The organism is Neisseria uirgultaei (assembly GCF_962719845.1).
Taxonomy (GTDB): domain Bacteria; phylum Pseudomonadota; class Gammaproteobacteria; order Burkholderiales; family Neisseriaceae; genus Neisseria; species Neisseria bergeri.
This window is the reverse complement of sequence record NZ_CAUIYF010000017.1, coordinates 19,936-36,884: the sequence shown is the minus strand read 5'-3', so window position 1 is coordinate 36,884 and position 16,949 is coordinate 19,936. Positions and strand designations below refer to the sequence as shown.

Below are 16,949 nucleotides of genomic sequence, written 5' to 3'. Positions count from 1 at the left end.
AGTTTATTTTTTTTTTTTTTTTTTTTTTGCAAAGAAATGTAAATTTTTAAATTTTTAAAACCGTTCCGCCAAATCCGTCTTTATGCCGTCTGAAACGGCGGCAGGGTTTTACCGTTCCGCGCCGCAAACAGGGCATTCGGGGTTGCGCGGCAGGTCGAAATATTGCCAGCCCCCTTCCAAGGCACGGTAAACCGCCAGCCTGCCGTGCGACGGTTCGCCCGCATCCAGCAGGATTTTCAGAGCCTCCGCCGCCTGCGTGCAGCCGATGATGCCGACCAGCGGCGAGAACACGCCGAAGAGGGAACAGATGCCGTCTGAAGCCGATCCGCCGTCAAACAGGCAGGCGTAACACGGCGAGTCGGGCAAGTCGGGACGGTACACGGCAAGTTGCCCTTCAAAGCGTACCGCCGCTCCTGAAACCAGCGGTGTTTTCGTTTGCACGCAGGCACGGTTGACGGCTTGCCGCGTGGCGTAGTTGTCGCAGCAGTCTAAAACGATGTCGGCGGCTTGAACCAAACCGGTCAGGCGGCAGCCGTCGAGTTTTTCGTTGACGGCGCGGACGTTGATGGTATGGTTGATGCGGCGCAGGCGGTCTGCCAAGGCTTCGGCTTTGGGTTTGCCGACATCGCCCTCGTCAAATGCGACTTGGCGTTGCAGGTTGTGCAGTTCGACCGTGTCGGAATCGGCTATGGTCAGCGTGCCGACACCCGAAGCGGCAAGGTAGGGCAGGGCGGCGGTACCCAATCCGCCGCAGCCGACGACCAAAATATGCGCGGCGGAAAGTTTCTGCTGCCCTTCGATGCCGATTTCGTCCAAGAGGATGTGGCGGCTGTACCGCAGCAGGAATGCATCGTCGTTGTCGTGTTCGGTCGTGGTCATGATGATGTTCGGAAAAAACAGTTGCGGGCGATTGTAACGCTGCCGTCGGGCGGCGTTCAACTTCAGACGGCATTTCGGGACACGGGCGGTTAAAGTGTGAACGGTTTGGCACGGATGCGGCATTTGGGGTACATTTACAATATTTACGGCAAACGAGAGAGAAAAATCATGCAACTGCATATCCTGAACAATCCGAAGGATGCGGCCTTGGCGGCGGACGCGGAATTTCTGAAACAATCCCTGTTCAACCTCCTGCACGAAGAAGCCTCGCCGTTGGTTGTCGAAACGGTCAAACTCTTGTCCACTTCCGACGACAGCGCGGCATTGATTGAAAAAGTATTGCCGCAATTGGACGAACGGCAGACCTACGATCTGACGCTTGCCTGCGGGCTGTTCGCCCAGATTCTGAATATCGCCGAAGACGTGCACCACGAACGCCGCCGCCAAATCCACGAAGATGCCGGCCACAACGCAGCAGAAGGCAGCCTGACGGAAACCGTCCGCAGGCTCAAAGCGGGGAAAGCCGACGACAAATCGGTGCAGCGGCAGTTGGACAATACGTCCGTTACCGCCGTTTTGACCGCGCACCCGACCGAAGTGCAACGCCAAACCGTTTTGAATTTCAACCGCCGCATCCGCGCGCTGCTGCCGCAACGCGAACGCTGCACCAATGCCGACGCGCTGGCACGGCTGCGCCGCGAAATCGACACTGTGCTTCTGGGTTTGTGGCAGACCAGCGAAACGCGCCGCCACAAACTCAGCGTCAACGACGAAATCAACAACGGCGTGTCCATCTTCCCGATGAGCTTTTTTGAAGCCCTGCCCAAACTCTACCGCAAGATGGAACACGACTTTCAGACGGCCTATCCCGATGTCCGCGTTCCGGACATCCTCAAAATCGGCGGCTGGATCGGCGGCGACCGCGACGGCAATCCGTTCGTTTCTGCCGAAACCCTGCGCTTTGCCTTCCGCCGCCACGCCGATGCCGTGTTCCGTTTTTACCGTGGCGAACTCGACAAACTTTACCGCGAACTGCCGCTCTCCATCCGCCGCGTCAAAGTCAACGGCGATGTGATGGCGTTGTCCGACAAATCGCCCGACGAAGAAATCGCCCGCACGGAAGAACCCTACCGCCGCGCCATTGCTTACATCATGGCGCGCGCTATGGGCAAAGCGCGCGCGCTCGGTTTGGGCATGGGCTGCAAATTCGGCTTTCTCGAGCCTTATGCTTCGGCACAAGAATTTCTCGATGATTTGAAAAAATTGCAACGTTCCCTTATCGACAACGGCAGCCGCCTGCTTGCCGAAGGCCGTTTGGCAGACCTCATCCGCTCCGTATCCGTGTTCGGCTTCCATATGATGCCGCTTGATTTGCGCCAACACGCGGGCAAACACGCCGATGTGGTTGCCGAGCTTTTCCAACACGCAGGCTTGGAAGACTACAACAGCCTGAACGAAGAGCAAAAACAAGCCGCTCTGTTGCGCGAATTGAGCCATCAACGCCCGCTGTACAGCCCGTTCATCACATACAGCGACCATACCCGCCACGAACTGGCGATTTTCAACGAAGCGCGCAAAATCAAAGACGAATTCGGCGAAGATGCCGTAACCCAAAGCATTATTTCCAACTGCGAACAACCCGGCGACCTGCTCGCCTTGGCATTGCTGCTGAAAGAAAGCGGCCTGTTGGCGGTGGAAAACGGCAAACCAAAAAGCCGCATCAATATCGTGCCGCTGTTTGAAACCATCGAAGCGTTGGAAAACGCCTGCCCGGTGATGGAAACCATGTTCCGCCTCGACTGGTACGGCGCACTGCTCGAAAGCCGGGGCAACATCCAAGAAATTATGCTCGGCTACTCCGACTCCAACAAAGACGGCGGCTACGTTACCAGCTCCTGGTGCCTCTATCAGGCGGAATTGGGCTTGGTCGAACTCTTCAAAAAATACGGTGTCCGTATGCGCCTGTTCCACGGACGCGGCGGCAGCGTCGGACGCGGCGGCGGCCCTTCTTACCAAGCCATTTTGGCGCAACCGGCCGGCAGCGTGGCGGGACAAATCCGCATTACCGAGCAGGGCGAAGTCATCACTGCCAAATACGCCGACCCCGGCAATGCCCAACGCAACTTGGAAACCCTGGTTGCCGCCACTTTGGAAGCCGGCATCCCGACAGACAAAAAAGACCCCGATGCCAAGCTGATGCAGGCATTGTCGGACGTATCGTTCAAATACTACCGCGAACTGATTACCCACCCCGACTTCATCGACTACTTCCTGCAAACCAGCCCGATTCAGGAAATCGCCACCCTCAACCTCGGCAGCCGTCCCGCCAGCCGCAAAACTTTGGCGCGGATTCAGGACTTGCGCGCGATTCCGTGGGTATTCTCTTGGATGCAAAACCGGCTGATGCTGCCGGCTTGGTACGGTTTCGGCAGCGCGGTGGAAACCTTGTGCGAAGGCAGTCCCGAAACCCTCGCCGCCCTGCGCGGACACGCCCGAAACAACCCGTTCTTCCAAGCCATGCTCTCCAATATGGAGCAAGTGATGGCGAAAACCGACATCACCCTCGCGGAAAACTATGCCGGCTTGAGCGAATCGCCCGATAAGGCAAAAATCATCTTCGGGATGATCAAGGAAGAATACCGGCGCAGCCGCAAAGCCCTGCTCGACCTGCTGCAAACCGAGGAACTTTTGCGCGACAACCGCAGTCTTGCCCGCTCGCTCGCCTTGAGGATTCCCTACCTGAACGCCCTCAACGGTTTGCAGGTCGCCATGCTCAAACGCCTGCGCAAAGAGCCCGACAATCCGCACGCGCTGCTGATGGTCCACCTGACCATCAACGGCGTGGCGCAAGGTTTGCGCAATACCGGCTGACGGTGCCGCATCGGGGCAAAATGCCGTCTGAACGCCTTTCAGACGGCATTTCCCTGACTGCACTTGCAGAGAAACAGCGATTGTTTTAAAGTGAACGGCAGTGATATGTTGAAAGACGACCAATGAAAATTACCGTTATCGGCGCAGGTTCGTGGGGTACGGCGCTCGCCCTGCATTTTTCCCAACACGGCAACCGCGTATCCCTGTGGACGCGCAACGCAGACCAAGTCCGCCAAATGCAGGAAGAACGTGAAAACAAGCACGGGCTGCCCGGCTTTCCCTTTCCCGAAACGCTGGAAGTGTGTGCGGATTTGGCAGACGCGCTCAAAGACAGCGGACTTGTCCTTATCGTAACCTCCGTTGCCGGATTGAGAAGCAGCGCAGAGCTGCTCAAACAGTACGGCGCGGGACACTTCCCTATCCTCGCCGCCTGCAAAGGATTCGAGCAGGATACCGGGCTGCTGACCTTCCAAGTATTGAAAGAAGTATTGCCCGACAATAAGAAAATCGGCGTACTTTCCGGCCCGAGTTTTGCACAGGAACTCGCCAAACAACTGCCCTGTGCCGTCGTCCTCGCTTCCGAAAACCAAGAATGGGTCGAGGAACTTGTCCCACGGCTCAACACTTCGGTTATGCGGCTTTACGGCAGTACCGACGTTATCGGCGTGGCGGTTGGCGGCGCGGTAAAAAACGTTATGGCGATTGCCACCGGATTGTCCGACGGTCTGGAGTACGGGCTTAACGCCCGTGCCGCACTGGTTACACGCGGACTGGCCGAAATCACCCGCCTTGCCTCCGCAATGGGCGCACAGCCCAAAACCATGATGGGGCTGGCCGGCATCGGCGACCTCATCCTCACCTGCACCGGCGCACTTTCGCGCAACCGCCGCGTCGGCTTGGGTTTGGCAGAAGGCAAGGAACTGCATCAGGTGCTGGTCGAAATCGGACACGTTTCCGAAGGCGTAAGCACGATAGAAGAAGTCTTCAATACCGCCTGCAAATACCAAATCGATATGCCGATTACCCAAACCCTGCTGCAACTCATCCGCAAAGAAATGACCCCGCAACAGGTTGTCGAAAGGCTGATGGAACGCAGTGCGCGTTTCGAATAAACAACAAACAGATGCCGTCTGAAACCCCAGACGGCATACGGACAGGTAAGGTTATGAAACAAAATATCGAAAAACTCGAAAGCAGCGTTTATACGCTGGTACAAAAATTCGAAACCCTCGTCAGCGAAAACCGCCGTCTCAAAGAAACCGTTGCCGAGCTCAAACGGGCGCACGAGCGGCAAAAACTCGAACACGAAACCGCCGTCGACGAACTCAGCGAAGCCCTGCTCGTCCAAGTCGGCAAACTCAAAGAAGACCTGCAAAACAAAATCGACAGCCTGACAGAAGAAAATGCACGATACCGCAGCCTGCTCGAACAGAGCAGGGAAAAAATCAGCGCACTGGCAGCGCGCCTCCCCCAACGGCAGGAAACGCAGCAATAAGGATTAAAGGATGAACATCGAACAAGTCCATATCGAAGTCATGCACGCCCGGCTGACCGTCAACACGCCGGCAGAAGAAAAAGATACACTGTTGCAGGCAGTCGGAATGCTTAACGGCAAAGCCGAAGCCATCCGCGAAGGCGGACGCGTCGCGGACAGCGAAAAAATCGTCATTATGGCCGCGCTCAACGTCGTCCACGACCTGTTGAAAACCTCCCTGAACGGCGGCGATTTGGCAATCGGCGATTTTGCGCGTAAAATAACCGATATGGACAACGCCTGCCAAAAAGCACTATCCCGCTTGGCGCAGGAGTAACCCCTTTTTTCCCTGCGGTGTCCGCGAAGGCATATATTCCTTTGAACCAATAAGTTCGCTTAAGGTTGCCGGGAGCAGTAGTGGGCGCGAGCGTCCTTTTGCGGACGCACCCGAAACTACCCGAGGCAGCCGCCTTGTCAGCAAGGTTCAAGCGGATTCGGCCGAAACGGCTCTCGCGGGGATTCCCATTCAAAACCGCATCGTAACGATGCGGTTTTTCACATTAGCCGCCCCGCCCGAAAAAGCAGTATGCAGTCTGCCGAAATCCGGAAAATCCTTCCGTAACGCGGTAATGCGATTGACAAAATCAAATCCTGTCTTTAAAATCCATAACTTTCTATATCTATCTGGATTTCCACTATGAAAACCTTTTCAGCGAAACCCCACGAGGTGAAGCGCGAATGGTTCGTCATCGATGCTCAAGACAAAGTCTTGGGTCGCGTTGCGGCCGAAGTCGCCAGCCGTCTGCGTGGCAAACACAAACCTGAATACACCCCCCACGTCGATACCGGCGATTACATCATTGTTATCAATGCGGACAAACTGCGTGTAACCGGTGCCAAATTCGAAGATAAAAAATACTTCCGCCACTCCGGTTTTCCGGGCGGTATCTACGAACGCACTTTCCGCGAAATGCAAGAGCAATTCCCGGGCCGCGCTTTGGAACAAGCCGTAAAAGGCATGTTGCCTAAAGGTCCGCTGGGTTACGCTATGATTAAAAAACTGAAAGTGTACGCTGGTGCAGAACATGCCCATGCCGCACAACAACCCAAAGTTTTGGAATTGAAATAAGGACGCGACATGAACGGTAAATACTACTACGGCACAGGCCGCCGCAAAAGTTCAGTGGCTCGTGTATTCCTGACTAAAGGTACAGGTCAAATCATCGTAAACGGCCGTCCCGTTGACGAATTCTTCGCACGCGAAACCAGCCGCATGGTTGTCCGCCAACCTTTGGTTCTGACTGAAAACGCCGAATCTTTCGACATCAAAGTCAATGTTGTCGGCGGCGGCGAAACCGGCCAGTCCGGCGCAATCCGCCACGGCATTACCCGTGCCCTGATTGATTTTGATGCTGCGTTGAAACCCGCCTTGTCTCAAGCCGGTTTTGTTACCCGCGATGCCCGCGAAGTCGAGCGTAAAAAACCGGGTCTGCGCAAAGCACGCCGTGCAAAACAATTCTCCAAACGTTAATGTTGGAAATTCAAAAAACCCTGCTTATCGCAGGGTTTTTTATTTGTAACAGGCGGTTTCCCATTGGCAATCTAAAGATTACAGATTGGGCAAAAATCAAAAACAGCACCAGTATCGACTACACGGACGAACTGACCGTCAGGGATGGCTGTTACTGGAGAGGACATCGTATTTCTATTTTATAAAATAACTTTTAATTCATTTGGAGTTATTGAAAAAGTAGAACGGCTATTTTCAACTAGCCTATAAAAATGGCAATCTATTAGGGTTAGCATAGGTGTCACCGCCGCCGTTCAAGCCGATCAGTAAAGGAACAGTTTCCTAGTTTTTAGCTAACCTGTATTACATAATGGGGAGAATATCTTAAATAACCAAGCATCCTTAATCATAATTTAGAGAAATTATTTTTTCAGAGTCTAACTCTTTTAATATGATTAACTTATTAACTTTATCTATTTCCCAGTCTGATATTATATCGGTAGATACTGAATTCTCTCTTGTTAAGTTTTTATCTGTAATAATTGCACCCAACTCATGAATAATACAAATTTTTTGATTCTCCAATAAATAAATATCAAAAACTATTCCATCTATATTTATCATATTAACTTTTAATTCTTGTATAGAAATACAAAAAACGACTGAATCAAATCCGATAAAAATATTTTTATCATCAAGTATTAATACTTTTGGGGAAATACTTATACAGGAAACAGCTAATCCAATACCTATATTGAATTCTTTGTGAAAAGAAAGAATGAAACATCGATAAATCTCCTTTCCTTCCTCTTGTAGAATGATATATTTTTGATAGGTGTTTATTAAATAGTCTTCTAACTCTCTTATAGAATTATAAGGATATTTCGTTAACCTCATTATTTTGCTCCATGCCTAAAGCGTCCTGTTGGTCCATATATTTCACCCGTTATGAGTCTGTTTCCATCCCATATAGTTTCAAGTTTAACAACTCCTTGAGGCCATGTTAAAAGAGTTTTTCTAATAACTATTCCGTTTTCTTAAATATAAAAAAATAGAAAAACCGCCCGGGTATGGTTTGAACAAGGGAAATCAGACCGGTTCCAATTCGCTCAGTCCAGGCAAATCTGCAAAACCGCGTTCGCGTATGATTTGGCAAAAATTGTTCAGATAACTTTTATCTGTGTCTTCAGTACGGATGGCGGCATACAGTTTGCTTTGCAGTCCGTCGTCGGTAATTTGCCGGTGAACGACATAGCCTTTTTCAAGGTAGGGCATGACTGTCCAATAGGGAAGGGCGGCAATGCCACGTCTGCTGGCAACCAGTTGGATGATGGCAATGGTCAGCTCACTGTGTCGGCGGGGCGGGTTGATGTTTTTTGGAATCAAGATTTTTTTGGGCAAATCCAGCATTTCATCGGGAACGGGATAGGTAATCAGGGTTTCCCCGATAAAGTCTTCCGCCGTCCAAACGTTTTTGGCGGCAAGCGGATGGTCCGGTGCGCAAATGCCGACCATTTCGTAGGCAAACAGCGGTTGGAAAGAAATACCGTTTTGTTTTTCCGCTTCAGAAACAATGGCAAGATCGGCACGGTGTTGCAGCAGCAGTCCGATAGGGTCCGCTTGGAATCCCGATACGATATCCAATTCGATTTGGGGCCATATCGGGCGGAATTCACCCATTGCGGGCATGAGCCAGTCGAAACAGGTATGGCATTCGACGGCAATCCGCAATTCTCCTGCCTCTCCTTCTATAATGCGTGCCAAATCACGTTCTGCATCGGTAACTTGAGGCAACAGGTCGTGAGCGAGGCGTAACAGCCTTTCTCCAACCGGGGTAAAGCGCAAAGGTGTGGATTTTCGTTCGAACAACGGTGCGCCGTAGTGGTTTTCAAGCATACGGATTTGGTGGGAAAGTGCAGATTGGGTAAGGAAAACCCGTTTGGCGGCAAGGGAGACGCTGCCGGTTTCTTCAAGTGCCAGCAGGGTTTTGAGGTGGCGCAGTTCGATGATGGAATCCATGAGGTTTCAGGCGGCATATTGAACAGGCGCATATTAAAATAATTCATATGCGGGTGCAAATCGGAAAAATGGGCGTTTCGGGCATTTGCGGTTAGAATGCCCGCTTGTTTGGAAAGGACAGGAAAAAATATGGTTTTGCGCAGAGATTTTTTAGCCTGGTGCGACGAAACGTTGCAGACGGCATCGTTTAAAGATTACGCCCCCAACGGCTTGCAGGTTGAAGGTAAAGAGTATATCGGCAAGATTGCCACATCGGTAACTGCAAGCAAGGCGGCGATTGATTTTGCCGTGGATCAGAAGGCAGATTTGCTTTTGGTGCATCACGGTATGTTCTGGAAAAGCGAGCTGCCGACCGTTACCGGTTGGAAAAAAGAACGGATTGCCGCACTGTTGCGGCACGACATCAATATGGCAGGCTACCATCTGCCCCTGGATGCACATCCCACACTGGGCAACAATGCCCAACTCGCCGACAGATTGGGTTTTGCGATAGAAAAACGGTTCGGAGAACAAAACCTGCTCAACTCGGGCTGCCTGAAACAAGCCAAGACACTCGGCGCATTGGCGGCGCACATTGAAACTGTCCTGCAACGCAAGCCTGTCGTCATCGGCAATCCCGAACACGAAATCCGACGGGTCGCATGGTGTACCGGCGGTGCACAGGGCTTTTTTCAGACGGCAATAGATGAAGGCGTCGATCTGTATCTGACGGGGGAAATTTCCGAATCCCAATACCACCTCGCCAATGAAACGGGTACGGCTTTCATTTCGGCAGGGCATCACGCGACGGAACACTACGGTGTGCGCGCGCTGGCAGAATCGGCGGCAGAGGCTTTCGGGTTGGAAGTGTGCCATTTTGACGAAAACAACCCGGCTTGAGTATTGAGAAATATCATAAAACTTTACCTTATTTTAAATAATGCTTTGAGTATCACTGCAAACTGGGTAAAATTGCAATGTTTAATGGCTCGGTATTCCCAAAATATTAGGACGACTGAATAATGGATAATCAAGAAATCAATAACGGCCGCCGCCGTTTCCTGACACTCGCGACCTGCGGCGCGGGCGGAGTGGCAGCATTGGGTGTGGCAACGCCGTTTGTGGCCAGTTTTTTCCCTTCGGAAAAAGCCAAGGCCGCCGGTGCTGCCGTCGAAGTGGATGTCAGTAAAATCGAAGCGGGTCAGTTGCTGACTGCCGAGTGGCAGGGCAAACCGATTTGGGTGCTCAACCGTACGGATCAGCAGCTTAAAGACCTGAAAAGCCTGAACGGCGAACTTACTGATCCCAATTCCGATGTGGAACAACAGCCGGAATACGCGAAAAACGAGACACGTTCGATTAAACCGAACATTCTCGTTGCCATCGGTATCTGCACCCATTTGGGCTGCTCGCCCACCTTCCGTCCCGACATTGCGCCCGCCGATTTGGGTTCGGCTTGGAAGGGCGGTTTCTTCTGCCCGTGCCACGGTTCGAAATTCGACTTGGCCGGCCGCGTATATAAAGGTGTTCCTGCCCCGACCAACCTGGTTGTCCCGCCATATAAATACTTGAGCGACACAACTATCTTGGTGGGCGAAGACTGAGAATAAGGAACGATAATTATGGCAAACCAAACCAATAGCAAAGCAAAAGCATTGTTAGGCTGGATGGACGCTCGTTTCCCCCTGTCTAAGATGTGGAATGAGCATTTGGCTCAATACTACGCACCAAAGAACTTCAACTTCTGGTATTACTTCGGCTCTTTAGCCTTGCTTGTCCTTGTGATTCAAATCGTCAGCGGTATTTTCCTGACTATGAACTACAAACCTGACGGCAACCTGAATGCCTACCATCTGCCTGCTGCCTTTACCGCAGTAGAGTACATCATGCGCGACGTGTCCGGCGGTTGGATTATCCGCTACATGCACTCCACAGGTGCATCTTTCTTCTTCATCGTCGTTTATCTGCATATGTTCCGTGGTCTGATTTACGGTTCGTACAAAAAACCCCGTGAGCTGGTGTGGATTTTCGGTTCTTTGATTTTCTTGGCATTGATGGCGGAAGCCTTTATGGGCTACCTGCTGCCTTGGGGTCAGATGTCCTTTTGGGGCGCGCAGGTAATTATTAACCTGTTCTCTGCCATTCCCGTCATCGGTCCTGATTTGTCCACTTGGATTCGCGGCGACTTCAACGTTTCCGACGTTACCCTGAACCGTTTCTTCGCCCTGCACGTTATCGCCGTACCGCTGGTATTGCTCGGCTTGGTTGTGGCGCACATCATCGCCCTGCATGAAGTGGGCTCTAATAACCCCGACGGTGTGGAAATCAAGAAAAACAAAGATGAAAACGGTATCCCGCGCGACGGCATCCCGTTCCACCCTTACTACACCGTTAAAGACATCTTGGGCGTCGTTGTATTCCTGATTGTCTTCTGTGCCGTGTTGTTCTTCGCACCGGAAGGCGGCGGCTACTTCCTCGAAGCACCAAACTTCGATGCGGCAAATGCGCTGAAAACACCTCCGCACATTGCGCCGGTATGGTACTTCACACCGTTCTACGCCATTTTGCGTGCGATTCCCTCGTTCTTGGGAACACAGGTTTGGGGTGTAATCGGTATGGGCGCGGCGGTCGTGTTGATTGCCCTGCTGCCTTGGCTGGATAGGGGCGAGGTGAAATCTGTCCGTTACCGCGGCCCGATTTTCAAAACCGCATTGGTCTTGTTCATCATTGCCTTTATCGGTTTGGGTATTTTGGGTGCGATGGTGGCAACCGATACGCGTACTTTGGTCGCGCGCATCCTGTCCTTTGTCTATTTTGCATTCTTCTTGGGTATGCCGTTCTATACCAAACTGGATACCAACAAACCGGTTCCTGAACGTGTAACCATGAGTACCGCCAAACAGAAAATCATGTTTTTTGTTTATGTAGGCATTACGGCGGTTTGTGCATATCTGTTTGCAACCAACATCTGATGAGGGCAGTCAAAATGAAACAAGTTATGAAAAACTGGTTTGCTGCCTTACTGTTGGCAGTACCCATGAGTGCGGCATTTGCTTCGGGCGGTCATGCACACTATGAGAAAGTCGATATCGATTTGCGCGACCAAGTAAGCTTGCAGCGCGGCGCACAAATCTTTACCAACTACTGTCTGTCATGTCACTCGGCAAGCGGTATGCGTTTCAACCGTTTGAAAGACATCGGTTTGACTGACGAAGAAATCAAGAAAAACCTGATGTTTACCACCGATAATGTCGGCGATGTGATGCATGCTGCAATGGATCCTAAAGATGCAGCAAAATGGTTTGGTGCTGCTCCGCCCGATTTGACGTTGATTGCGCGTTCCAAAGGTGCAGACTACCTTTACGCCTATATGCGCGGATTCTATAAGGATCCTACGCGTCCGAGCGGCTGGAACAATACCGTATTTGATAAAGTCGGTATGCCTCACCCGCTGTGGGAACAGCAAGGCGTTCAAGCCGTTGAGTTGGATGCCAAAGGTCAGCCGGTTATGGTAAAAGACGAACACGGCGAGATGAAGCCTAAGCTGTATTGGGAATCTACCGGTTTGCACAGCCGCCGTCTGCCTAACGGTAAAGTGATCCAAAAAGAGTACGACGCATATGTACGCGATTTGGTGAACTATCTTGTGTACATGGGCGAGCCTGCACAACTGCAACGCAAACGTATAGGCTATATCGTGATGATTTTCCTATTTGCGGTTATGCTGCCTTTGGCGTATTTCCTGAAAAAAGAATATTGGAAAGACGTACATTAAGCGTTTGGAACAAAAGGGCAAATCCTTTAGGGTTTGCCCTTTTTGCATGCTTCGGCCCCTTGGGAAAATCAGCACCCGTATGCCGTCTGAACATAGCTGCAACATTTCAGACGGCATCATTCTAAAAATGTCAGACATCGGGAACTTAATCAGGGTTTGTGGCAGATTGATATTGAATTAGGAAAAGGTCTGAAACCGTAAGCAGCATGGTAAGGCGATGTCGAACAGGTTTAAAGCCAATCCGCTATATTTTTTGGAGCTATGTCGAACAAACAGGTAGAATCGGAATAAGCGGCGGTTTTGTCCGGTGTGAAAAATGTTTGAATATTAGGATGATTTATGGAGCTGATGACTGTGTTGCTATTGCTGGCGGCTTTGCTGTCAGGCGTGTTGTTTACATGGTTACTGATGAAGAGTCGGTTTCAAGGTGTATTAGCCGTATTGAACGCGCAATTGGCGGAAAAGGCGGCAAGATGTGATTTTGTTGAACAGGCACACGCAGAAATTACATCGGAATTGGCCGTTTTGGATGGGAAATACGAGCATTTGCAGGACGAAAATTATGCTTTGGGCAATCGTTTTTCCGCAGCCGAAAAGCAGATTGCTTATTTGCAGGAAAAAGAGGCGGAATCGGTTCGGCTGAAGCAGTCGTATATCGATTTGCAGGAAAAGGTACAGGGTTTGGCGGTTGAAAACGAACGTTTGGCAACCCAGCTCGGACAGGAGCGGAAGGCATTTGCCGACCAATATGCCCTGGAACGCCAAATCCGCCAAAGAATCGAAACCGATTTGGAAGAAAGCCGCCAAACTGTCCGCGACGTGCAAAACGACCTTTCCGATGTGGGCAACCGTTTTGCCGCAGCCGAAAAACAGATTGCCTATTTGCAGGAAAAAGAGGCGGAAGCGGAGCGGTTGAGGCAGTCGCATACCGAGTTGCAGGAAAAGGCGCAGGGTTTGGCGGTTGAAAACGAACGTTTGACAACGCAAATCGAACAGGAACGCCTTGCTTCTGAAGAGAAGCTGTCCTTGCTGGGCGAGGCGCGCAAGAGCTTGAGCGATCAGTTTCAAAATCTTGCCAACACGATTTTGGAAGAAAAAAGCCGCCGTTTTACCGAGCAGAACCGCGAGCAGCTCCATCAGGTTTTGAACCCGCTAAACGAACGCATCCACGGTTTCGGCGAGTTGGTCAAGCAAACCTATGATAAAGAATCGCGCGAGCGGCTGACGTTGGAAAACGAATTGAAACGGCTTCAGGGGCTGAACGCGCAGCTGCACAGCGAGGCAAAGGCCCTGACCAACGCGCTGACCGGTACGCAGAATAAGGTTCAGGGCAATTGGGGCGAGATGATTCTGGAAACGGTTTTGGAAAATTCCGGCCTCCAGAAAGGGCGGGAATATGTGGTTCAGGCGGCATCTGTCCGAAAAGAGGAAGACGGCGGCACGCGCCGCCTCCAGCCCGACGTTTTGGTCAACCTGCCCGACAACAAGCAGATTGTGATTGATTCCAAGGTTTCGCTGACGGCTTATGTGCGCTATACGCAGGCGGCGGATGCGGATACGGCGGCGCGCGAGTTGGCGGCACACGTTGCCAGCATACGTGCGCATATGAAAGGCTTGTCGCTGAAGGATTACACCGATTTGGAAGGTGTGAACACTTTGGATTTCGTCTTTATGTTTATACCCGTCGAGCCGGCCTACCTGTTGGCGTTGCAGAATGACGCAGGCTTGTTCCAAGAGTGTTTCGACAAACGGATTATGCTGGTCGGCCCCAGTACGCTGCTGGCGACTTTGCGGACGGTGGCGAATATTTGGCGCAACGAACAGCAAAACCAAAACGCGCTGGCGATTGCGGACGAAGGCGGCAAGCTGTACGACAAGTTTGTCGGCTTCGTACAGACGCTCGAAAGCGTCGGCAAAGGCATCGATCAGGCGCAAAACAGCTTTCAGACGGCATTCAAGCAACTTGCCGAGGGGCGCGGGAATCTGGTCGGCCGCGCCGAGAAACTGCGTCTGTTGGGCGTGAAGGCAGGCAAACAGCTTGCACGCGATTTGACCGAACGTGCCAACGAACAGACGGCATTTGCTTTGGGCAAACCTTCGGAACAGGAAGCGGCTGACGAAGCCGAATAGGAAAGGCGGATGTGTTTCAGACGGCATCAGTGAAGATGATGCCGTCTGAAGACCGTAGTGAAGGCGGTTAGAAAAACAGATTGTGCCGCTTTTCGTGTCCGATGGAAGTCATACGCCCGTGTCCGGCGACAACTTGCACGGTTTCGGGGAGGGCGAATAATTTGTTGCGGATATTATTGATTAAGTCGGCGTGGTTGCCGCGCGGAAAATCGGTTCTGCCTATGGTTTCGTAAAACAGCACGTCGCCCGCAATCAGCAATTCCGCCTCGGCGCAATAAAAGACGACATGTCCCGGCGTGTGCCCCGGAATATGCAGCACTTGAAAGGCATAGCGTCCGACCGTGAGCGTTTCGCCTTCTTCGAGCCAACGGTTCGGCGCAAAGGCGGGCGAGACGGGGAATCCGTATTGCGCGGTGGTTTGCGGCAGCGATTGGAGCAGGAATTCATCGTCCGGATGCGGCCCGAGGACGGGAACGTTACGCGTTTTCAACATTTCGACCACGCCGCCTGCATGATCGAGATGACCGTGCGTCAGCCAGATTGCCGTGAGCGTGAGCTTGCGGTTTGCCAATGCTTGCAGCAGGAACGGCACGTCGCCGCCGACATCGGTCAGGACGGCTTCGCCGCTTTCGTCGTCCCAAATCAGGGTGCAGTTTTGGCGGAAGGGGGTAACGGAGAGGATTTCGTAACGTAGGGTCATGGCGTGTTCCTAAACGGTTTTCAGACGGCATCGGGTTTGTCGTTTGTTTTATGGCGGTTTGCCGCCTGTTTTGATATTGGGGGAATCAGGTGATTAAAAAGATAATCGGCGGCATCATACCGATTTTTACGGCGGTTTTCATCCCTGCATCGGCAGGCGCGGCGGATTTGATGCTGGCGCAGGAATACAAAGACCAAGAGATTGCAGGCTGGGCGATGAGCGAGAAACTCGACGGCGTGCGCGCGTATTGGGACGGAAAGCACCTGATGAGCCGTCAGGGGTATGCGTTTACTCCGCCCAAAGGTTTTACCGCGCAGTTTCCGCCTTATCCTTTGGACGGCGAATTGTATAGCGGGCGCGGTCAGTTCGAGCAGATTTTCGCCGCCGTGCGTTCGTCTTCCGGCGATTGGCGCGGTATCCGCCTGCACGTTTTCGACGTACCCAAGGCGCAGGGCAACCTCTACCAACGTTTGGCAGTCGCAACGCAATGGCTGAAAACGCATCCGAACGCGCCGATTACCATCATCCCGCAAATCAAAGTGCGCGACCGGCAGCACGCGATGGATTTTTTGAAACAAATCGAAGCGCAGGGCGGCGAAGGCGTGATGCTGCGCCAGCCCGAATCCCGTTACAGCGGTGGCAGGAGCAGCCAATTATTGAAGCTGAAAAGCCAATACGACGATGAATGCACGGTAACGCGGCACTATGAGGGCAAAGGGCGAAACGCCGGACGGCTGGGCGCGGTCGGCTGCAAAAACCGACACGGCGAATTCCGCATCGGCAGCGGTTTCAAAGACAAAGACCGCGACAATCCGCCAAAAATCGGCACGCTGATTACCTACCGCTACCGTGGCTTTACGCAGAAAGGTACGCCGAAATTTGCCACATTTGTGCGCGTACGTACTGACCGCTGAGCAGGACGGTTCGGACGGCAGCCGATACTTTGGTTTATAATTTTCCTTTTACCGACCGATTCCGACATATGACCAATTTAGAAACCAAACGCCTTGAAACACAGGCGATGCTTGAAAACGCCGAGCTTTTGTTCGATGAAGGACAATGCCGTGCCGCGCTGCAAAAAGTGGCGGACGAGATTACGCGCGATTTGGGGGATAAATATCCGCTGCTTCTGCCCGTGATGGGCGGGGCGGTGGTGTTTACGGGCCAGTTGCTGCCGCTGTTGCGCTTTCCGTTAGATTTTGATTATGTTCATGTTTCCCGTTACGGCGACAAGTTGGAGGGCGGCGCGTTCAACTGGAAACGTATGCCCGATGCGGAACAAATCCGAGGCAGACATGTGGTTGTGTTGGACGATATTCTGGACGAAGGGCATACGATGTCCGCCATTCAAGCCAAACTTTTGGAAATGGGTGCGGCAAGCTGCCGTTCGGCGGTGTTCGCCAACAAGCTGATCGACAAACCCAAGCCTGTCCGAGCCGATTATGTCGGACTGGATGTGCCGAACCGTTATGTTTTCGGTTACGGCATGGATGCGGCAGGCTGCTGGCGCAATCTAGGCGAGATTTACGCACTGAACGGCAAATAGGCAGGCATGCCGTCTGAATGTTTTTCAGACGGCATAACGTTTATACGGCAGGTTGGCAGAAGAATT

17 protein-coding genes and 1 other RNA gene are annotated in these 16,949 nt (G+C 52.2%); 14 read left to right on the top strand and 4 right to left on the bottom strand.

Annotation, left to right across the window (positions count from 1 at the left end; all coding sequences use genetic code 11):
* Window positions 1-108 precede the first annotated feature (108 nt).
* Entirely contained in the window at window positions 109-1,002 is an 894-nt protein-coding gene (locus tag Q9J32_RS09070; protein ID WP_304675416.1) for a HesA/MoeB/ThiF family protein, read from the bottom strand.
* Between the two features lie 45 nt (window positions 1,003-1,047).
* Here Q9J32_RS09070 and ppc point away from each other — a divergent pair, with 45 nt between their 5' ends.
* The 7 genes from ppc (at window position 1,048) to rpsI (ending at window position 6,755) form a co-directional block, all read left to right on the top strand.
* Window positions 1,048-3,750, top strand: a complete 2,703-nt coding sequence (gene ppc / locus Q9J32_RS09065; protein WP_118779771.1) for a phosphoenolpyruvate carboxylase — start codon at window positions 1,048-1,050, stop codon at window positions 3,748-3,750.
* A 122-nt stretch (window positions 3,751-3,872) separates the two neighbouring features.
* Window positions 3,873-4,862: an NAD(P)H-dependent glycerol-3-phosphate dehydrogenase gene (locus tag Q9J32_RS09060; protein ID WP_013448329.1), complete on the top strand. Its 990-nt coding sequence runs from the start codon at window positions 3,873-3,875 to the stop codon at window positions 4,860-4,862.
* Window positions 4,863-4,915: 53 nt separating this feature from the next.
* Window positions 4,916-5,245, top strand: a complete 330-nt coding sequence (locus Q9J32_RS09055) for a hypothetical protein (RefSeq protein WP_003708894.1) — start codon at window positions 4,916-4,918, stop codon at window positions 5,243-5,245.
* 10 nt (window positions 5,246-5,255) lie between these two features.
* Complete coding sequence (locus Q9J32_RS09050; protein ID WP_013448331.1) at window positions 5,256-5,561, top strand: cell division protein ZapA; 306 nt, start codon at window positions 5,256-5,258, stop codon at window positions 5,559-5,561.
* 6 nt (window positions 5,562-5,567) lie between these two features.
* Window positions 5,568-5,747: non-coding RNA, 6S RNA (ssrS, locus tag Q9J32_RS09045), on the top strand.
* A 174-nt stretch (window positions 5,748-5,921) separates the two neighbouring features.
* Entirely contained in the window at window positions 5,922-6,353 is a 432-nt protein-coding gene (gene rplM / locus Q9J32_RS09040; protein WP_002215010.1) for a 50S ribosomal protein L13, read from the top strand.
* A gap of 9 nt (window positions 6,354-6,362) precedes the next feature.
* The gene (gene rpsI / locus Q9J32_RS09035) at window positions 6,363-6,755 is read left to right on the top strand and encodes a 30S ribosomal protein S9 (protein WP_002227789.1); all 393 of its coding nucleotides are present in this window, start codon (window positions 6,363-6,365) and stop codon (window positions 6,753-6,755) included.
* A gap of 381 nt (window positions 6,756-7,136) precedes the next feature.
* Here rpsI and Q9J32_RS09030 read toward each other — a convergent pair whose 3' ends face one another.
* Window positions 7,137-7,631, bottom strand: coding sequence for a hypothetical protein (locus Q9J32_RS09030; RefSeq protein ID WP_301883614.1), 495 nt, complete (start codon window positions 7,629-7,631; stop codon window positions 7,137-7,139).
* 192 nt (window positions 7,632-7,823) lie between these two features.
* Window positions 7,824-8,753: a LysR family transcriptional regulator gene (locus tag Q9J32_RS09025; protein ID WP_003677243.1), complete on the bottom strand. Its 930-nt coding sequence runs from the start codon at window positions 8,751-8,753 to the stop codon at window positions 7,824-7,826.
* A 129-nt stretch (window positions 8,754-8,882) separates the two neighbouring features.
* Here Q9J32_RS09025 and Q9J32_RS09020 point away from each other — a divergent pair, with 129 nt between their 5' ends.
* The 5 genes from Q9J32_RS09020 to Q9J32_RS09000 all read left to right on the top strand — a co-directional run bounded on the left by Q9J32_RS09020 (window position 8,883) and on the right by Q9J32_RS09000 (window position 14,637).
* The gene (locus tag Q9J32_RS09020) at window positions 8,883-9,632 is read left to right on the top strand and encodes a Nif3-like dinuclear metal center hexameric protein (protein WP_301883615.1); all 750 of its coding nucleotides are present in this window, start codon (window positions 8,883-8,885) and stop codon (window positions 9,630-9,632) included.
* A gap of 122 nt (window positions 9,633-9,754) precedes the next feature.
* Window positions 9,755-10,336: a ubiquinol-cytochrome c reductase iron-sulfur subunit gene (gene petA, locus Q9J32_RS09015; protein WP_301883617.1), complete on the top strand. Its 582-nt coding sequence runs from the start codon at window positions 9,755-9,757 to the stop codon at window positions 10,334-10,336.
* 18 nt (window positions 10,337-10,354) lie between these two features.
* A complete protein-coding gene (locus Q9J32_RS09010) occupies window positions 10,355-11,704 on the top strand; it encodes a cytochrome b (protein WP_301883618.1) in 1,350 nt (449 codons plus the stop codon).
* A gap of 14 nt (window positions 11,705-11,718) precedes the next feature.
* Entirely contained in the window at window positions 11,719-12,507 is a 789-nt protein-coding gene (locus tag Q9J32_RS09005) for a cytochrome c1 (protein WP_025457453.1), read from the top strand.
* A 339-nt stretch (window positions 12,508-12,846) separates the two neighbouring features.
* Window positions 12,847-14,637 (top strand): DNA recombination protein RmuC, encoded by a 1,791-nt coding sequence (locus Q9J32_RS09000; protein ID WP_301883619.1) that lies wholly within the window; start codon window positions 12,847-12,849, stop codon window positions 14,635-14,637.
* A gap of 67 nt (window positions 14,638-14,704) precedes the next feature.
* Here Q9J32_RS09000 and Q9J32_RS08995 read toward each other — a convergent pair whose 3' ends face one another.
* Window positions 14,705-15,337 carry an MBL fold metallo-hydrolase gene (locus tag Q9J32_RS08995; RefSeq protein WP_301883621.1) on the bottom strand — a complete coding sequence of 211 codons (633 nt, stop codon included), beginning with the start codon at window positions 15,335-15,337 and terminating at the stop codon, window positions 14,705-14,707.
* 89 nt (window positions 15,338-15,426) lie between these two features.
* Between Q9J32_RS08995 and Q9J32_RS08990 the strand changes: the two genes are divergently transcribed.
* Both Q9J32_RS08990 and Q9J32_RS08985 read left to right on the top strand, forming a co-directional pair.
* Window positions 15,427-16,251, top strand: a complete 825-nt coding sequence (locus Q9J32_RS08990; protein ID WP_301883622.1) for a DNA ligase — start codon at window positions 15,427-15,429, stop codon at window positions 16,249-16,251.
* A 68-nt stretch (window positions 16,252-16,319) separates the two neighbouring features.
* A complete protein-coding gene (locus tag Q9J32_RS08985) occupies window positions 16,320-16,883 on the top strand; it encodes a hypoxanthine-guanine phosphoribosyltransferase (protein WP_301883624.1) in 564 nt (187 codons plus the stop codon).
* Window positions 16,884-16,949 lie beyond the last annotated feature (66 nt).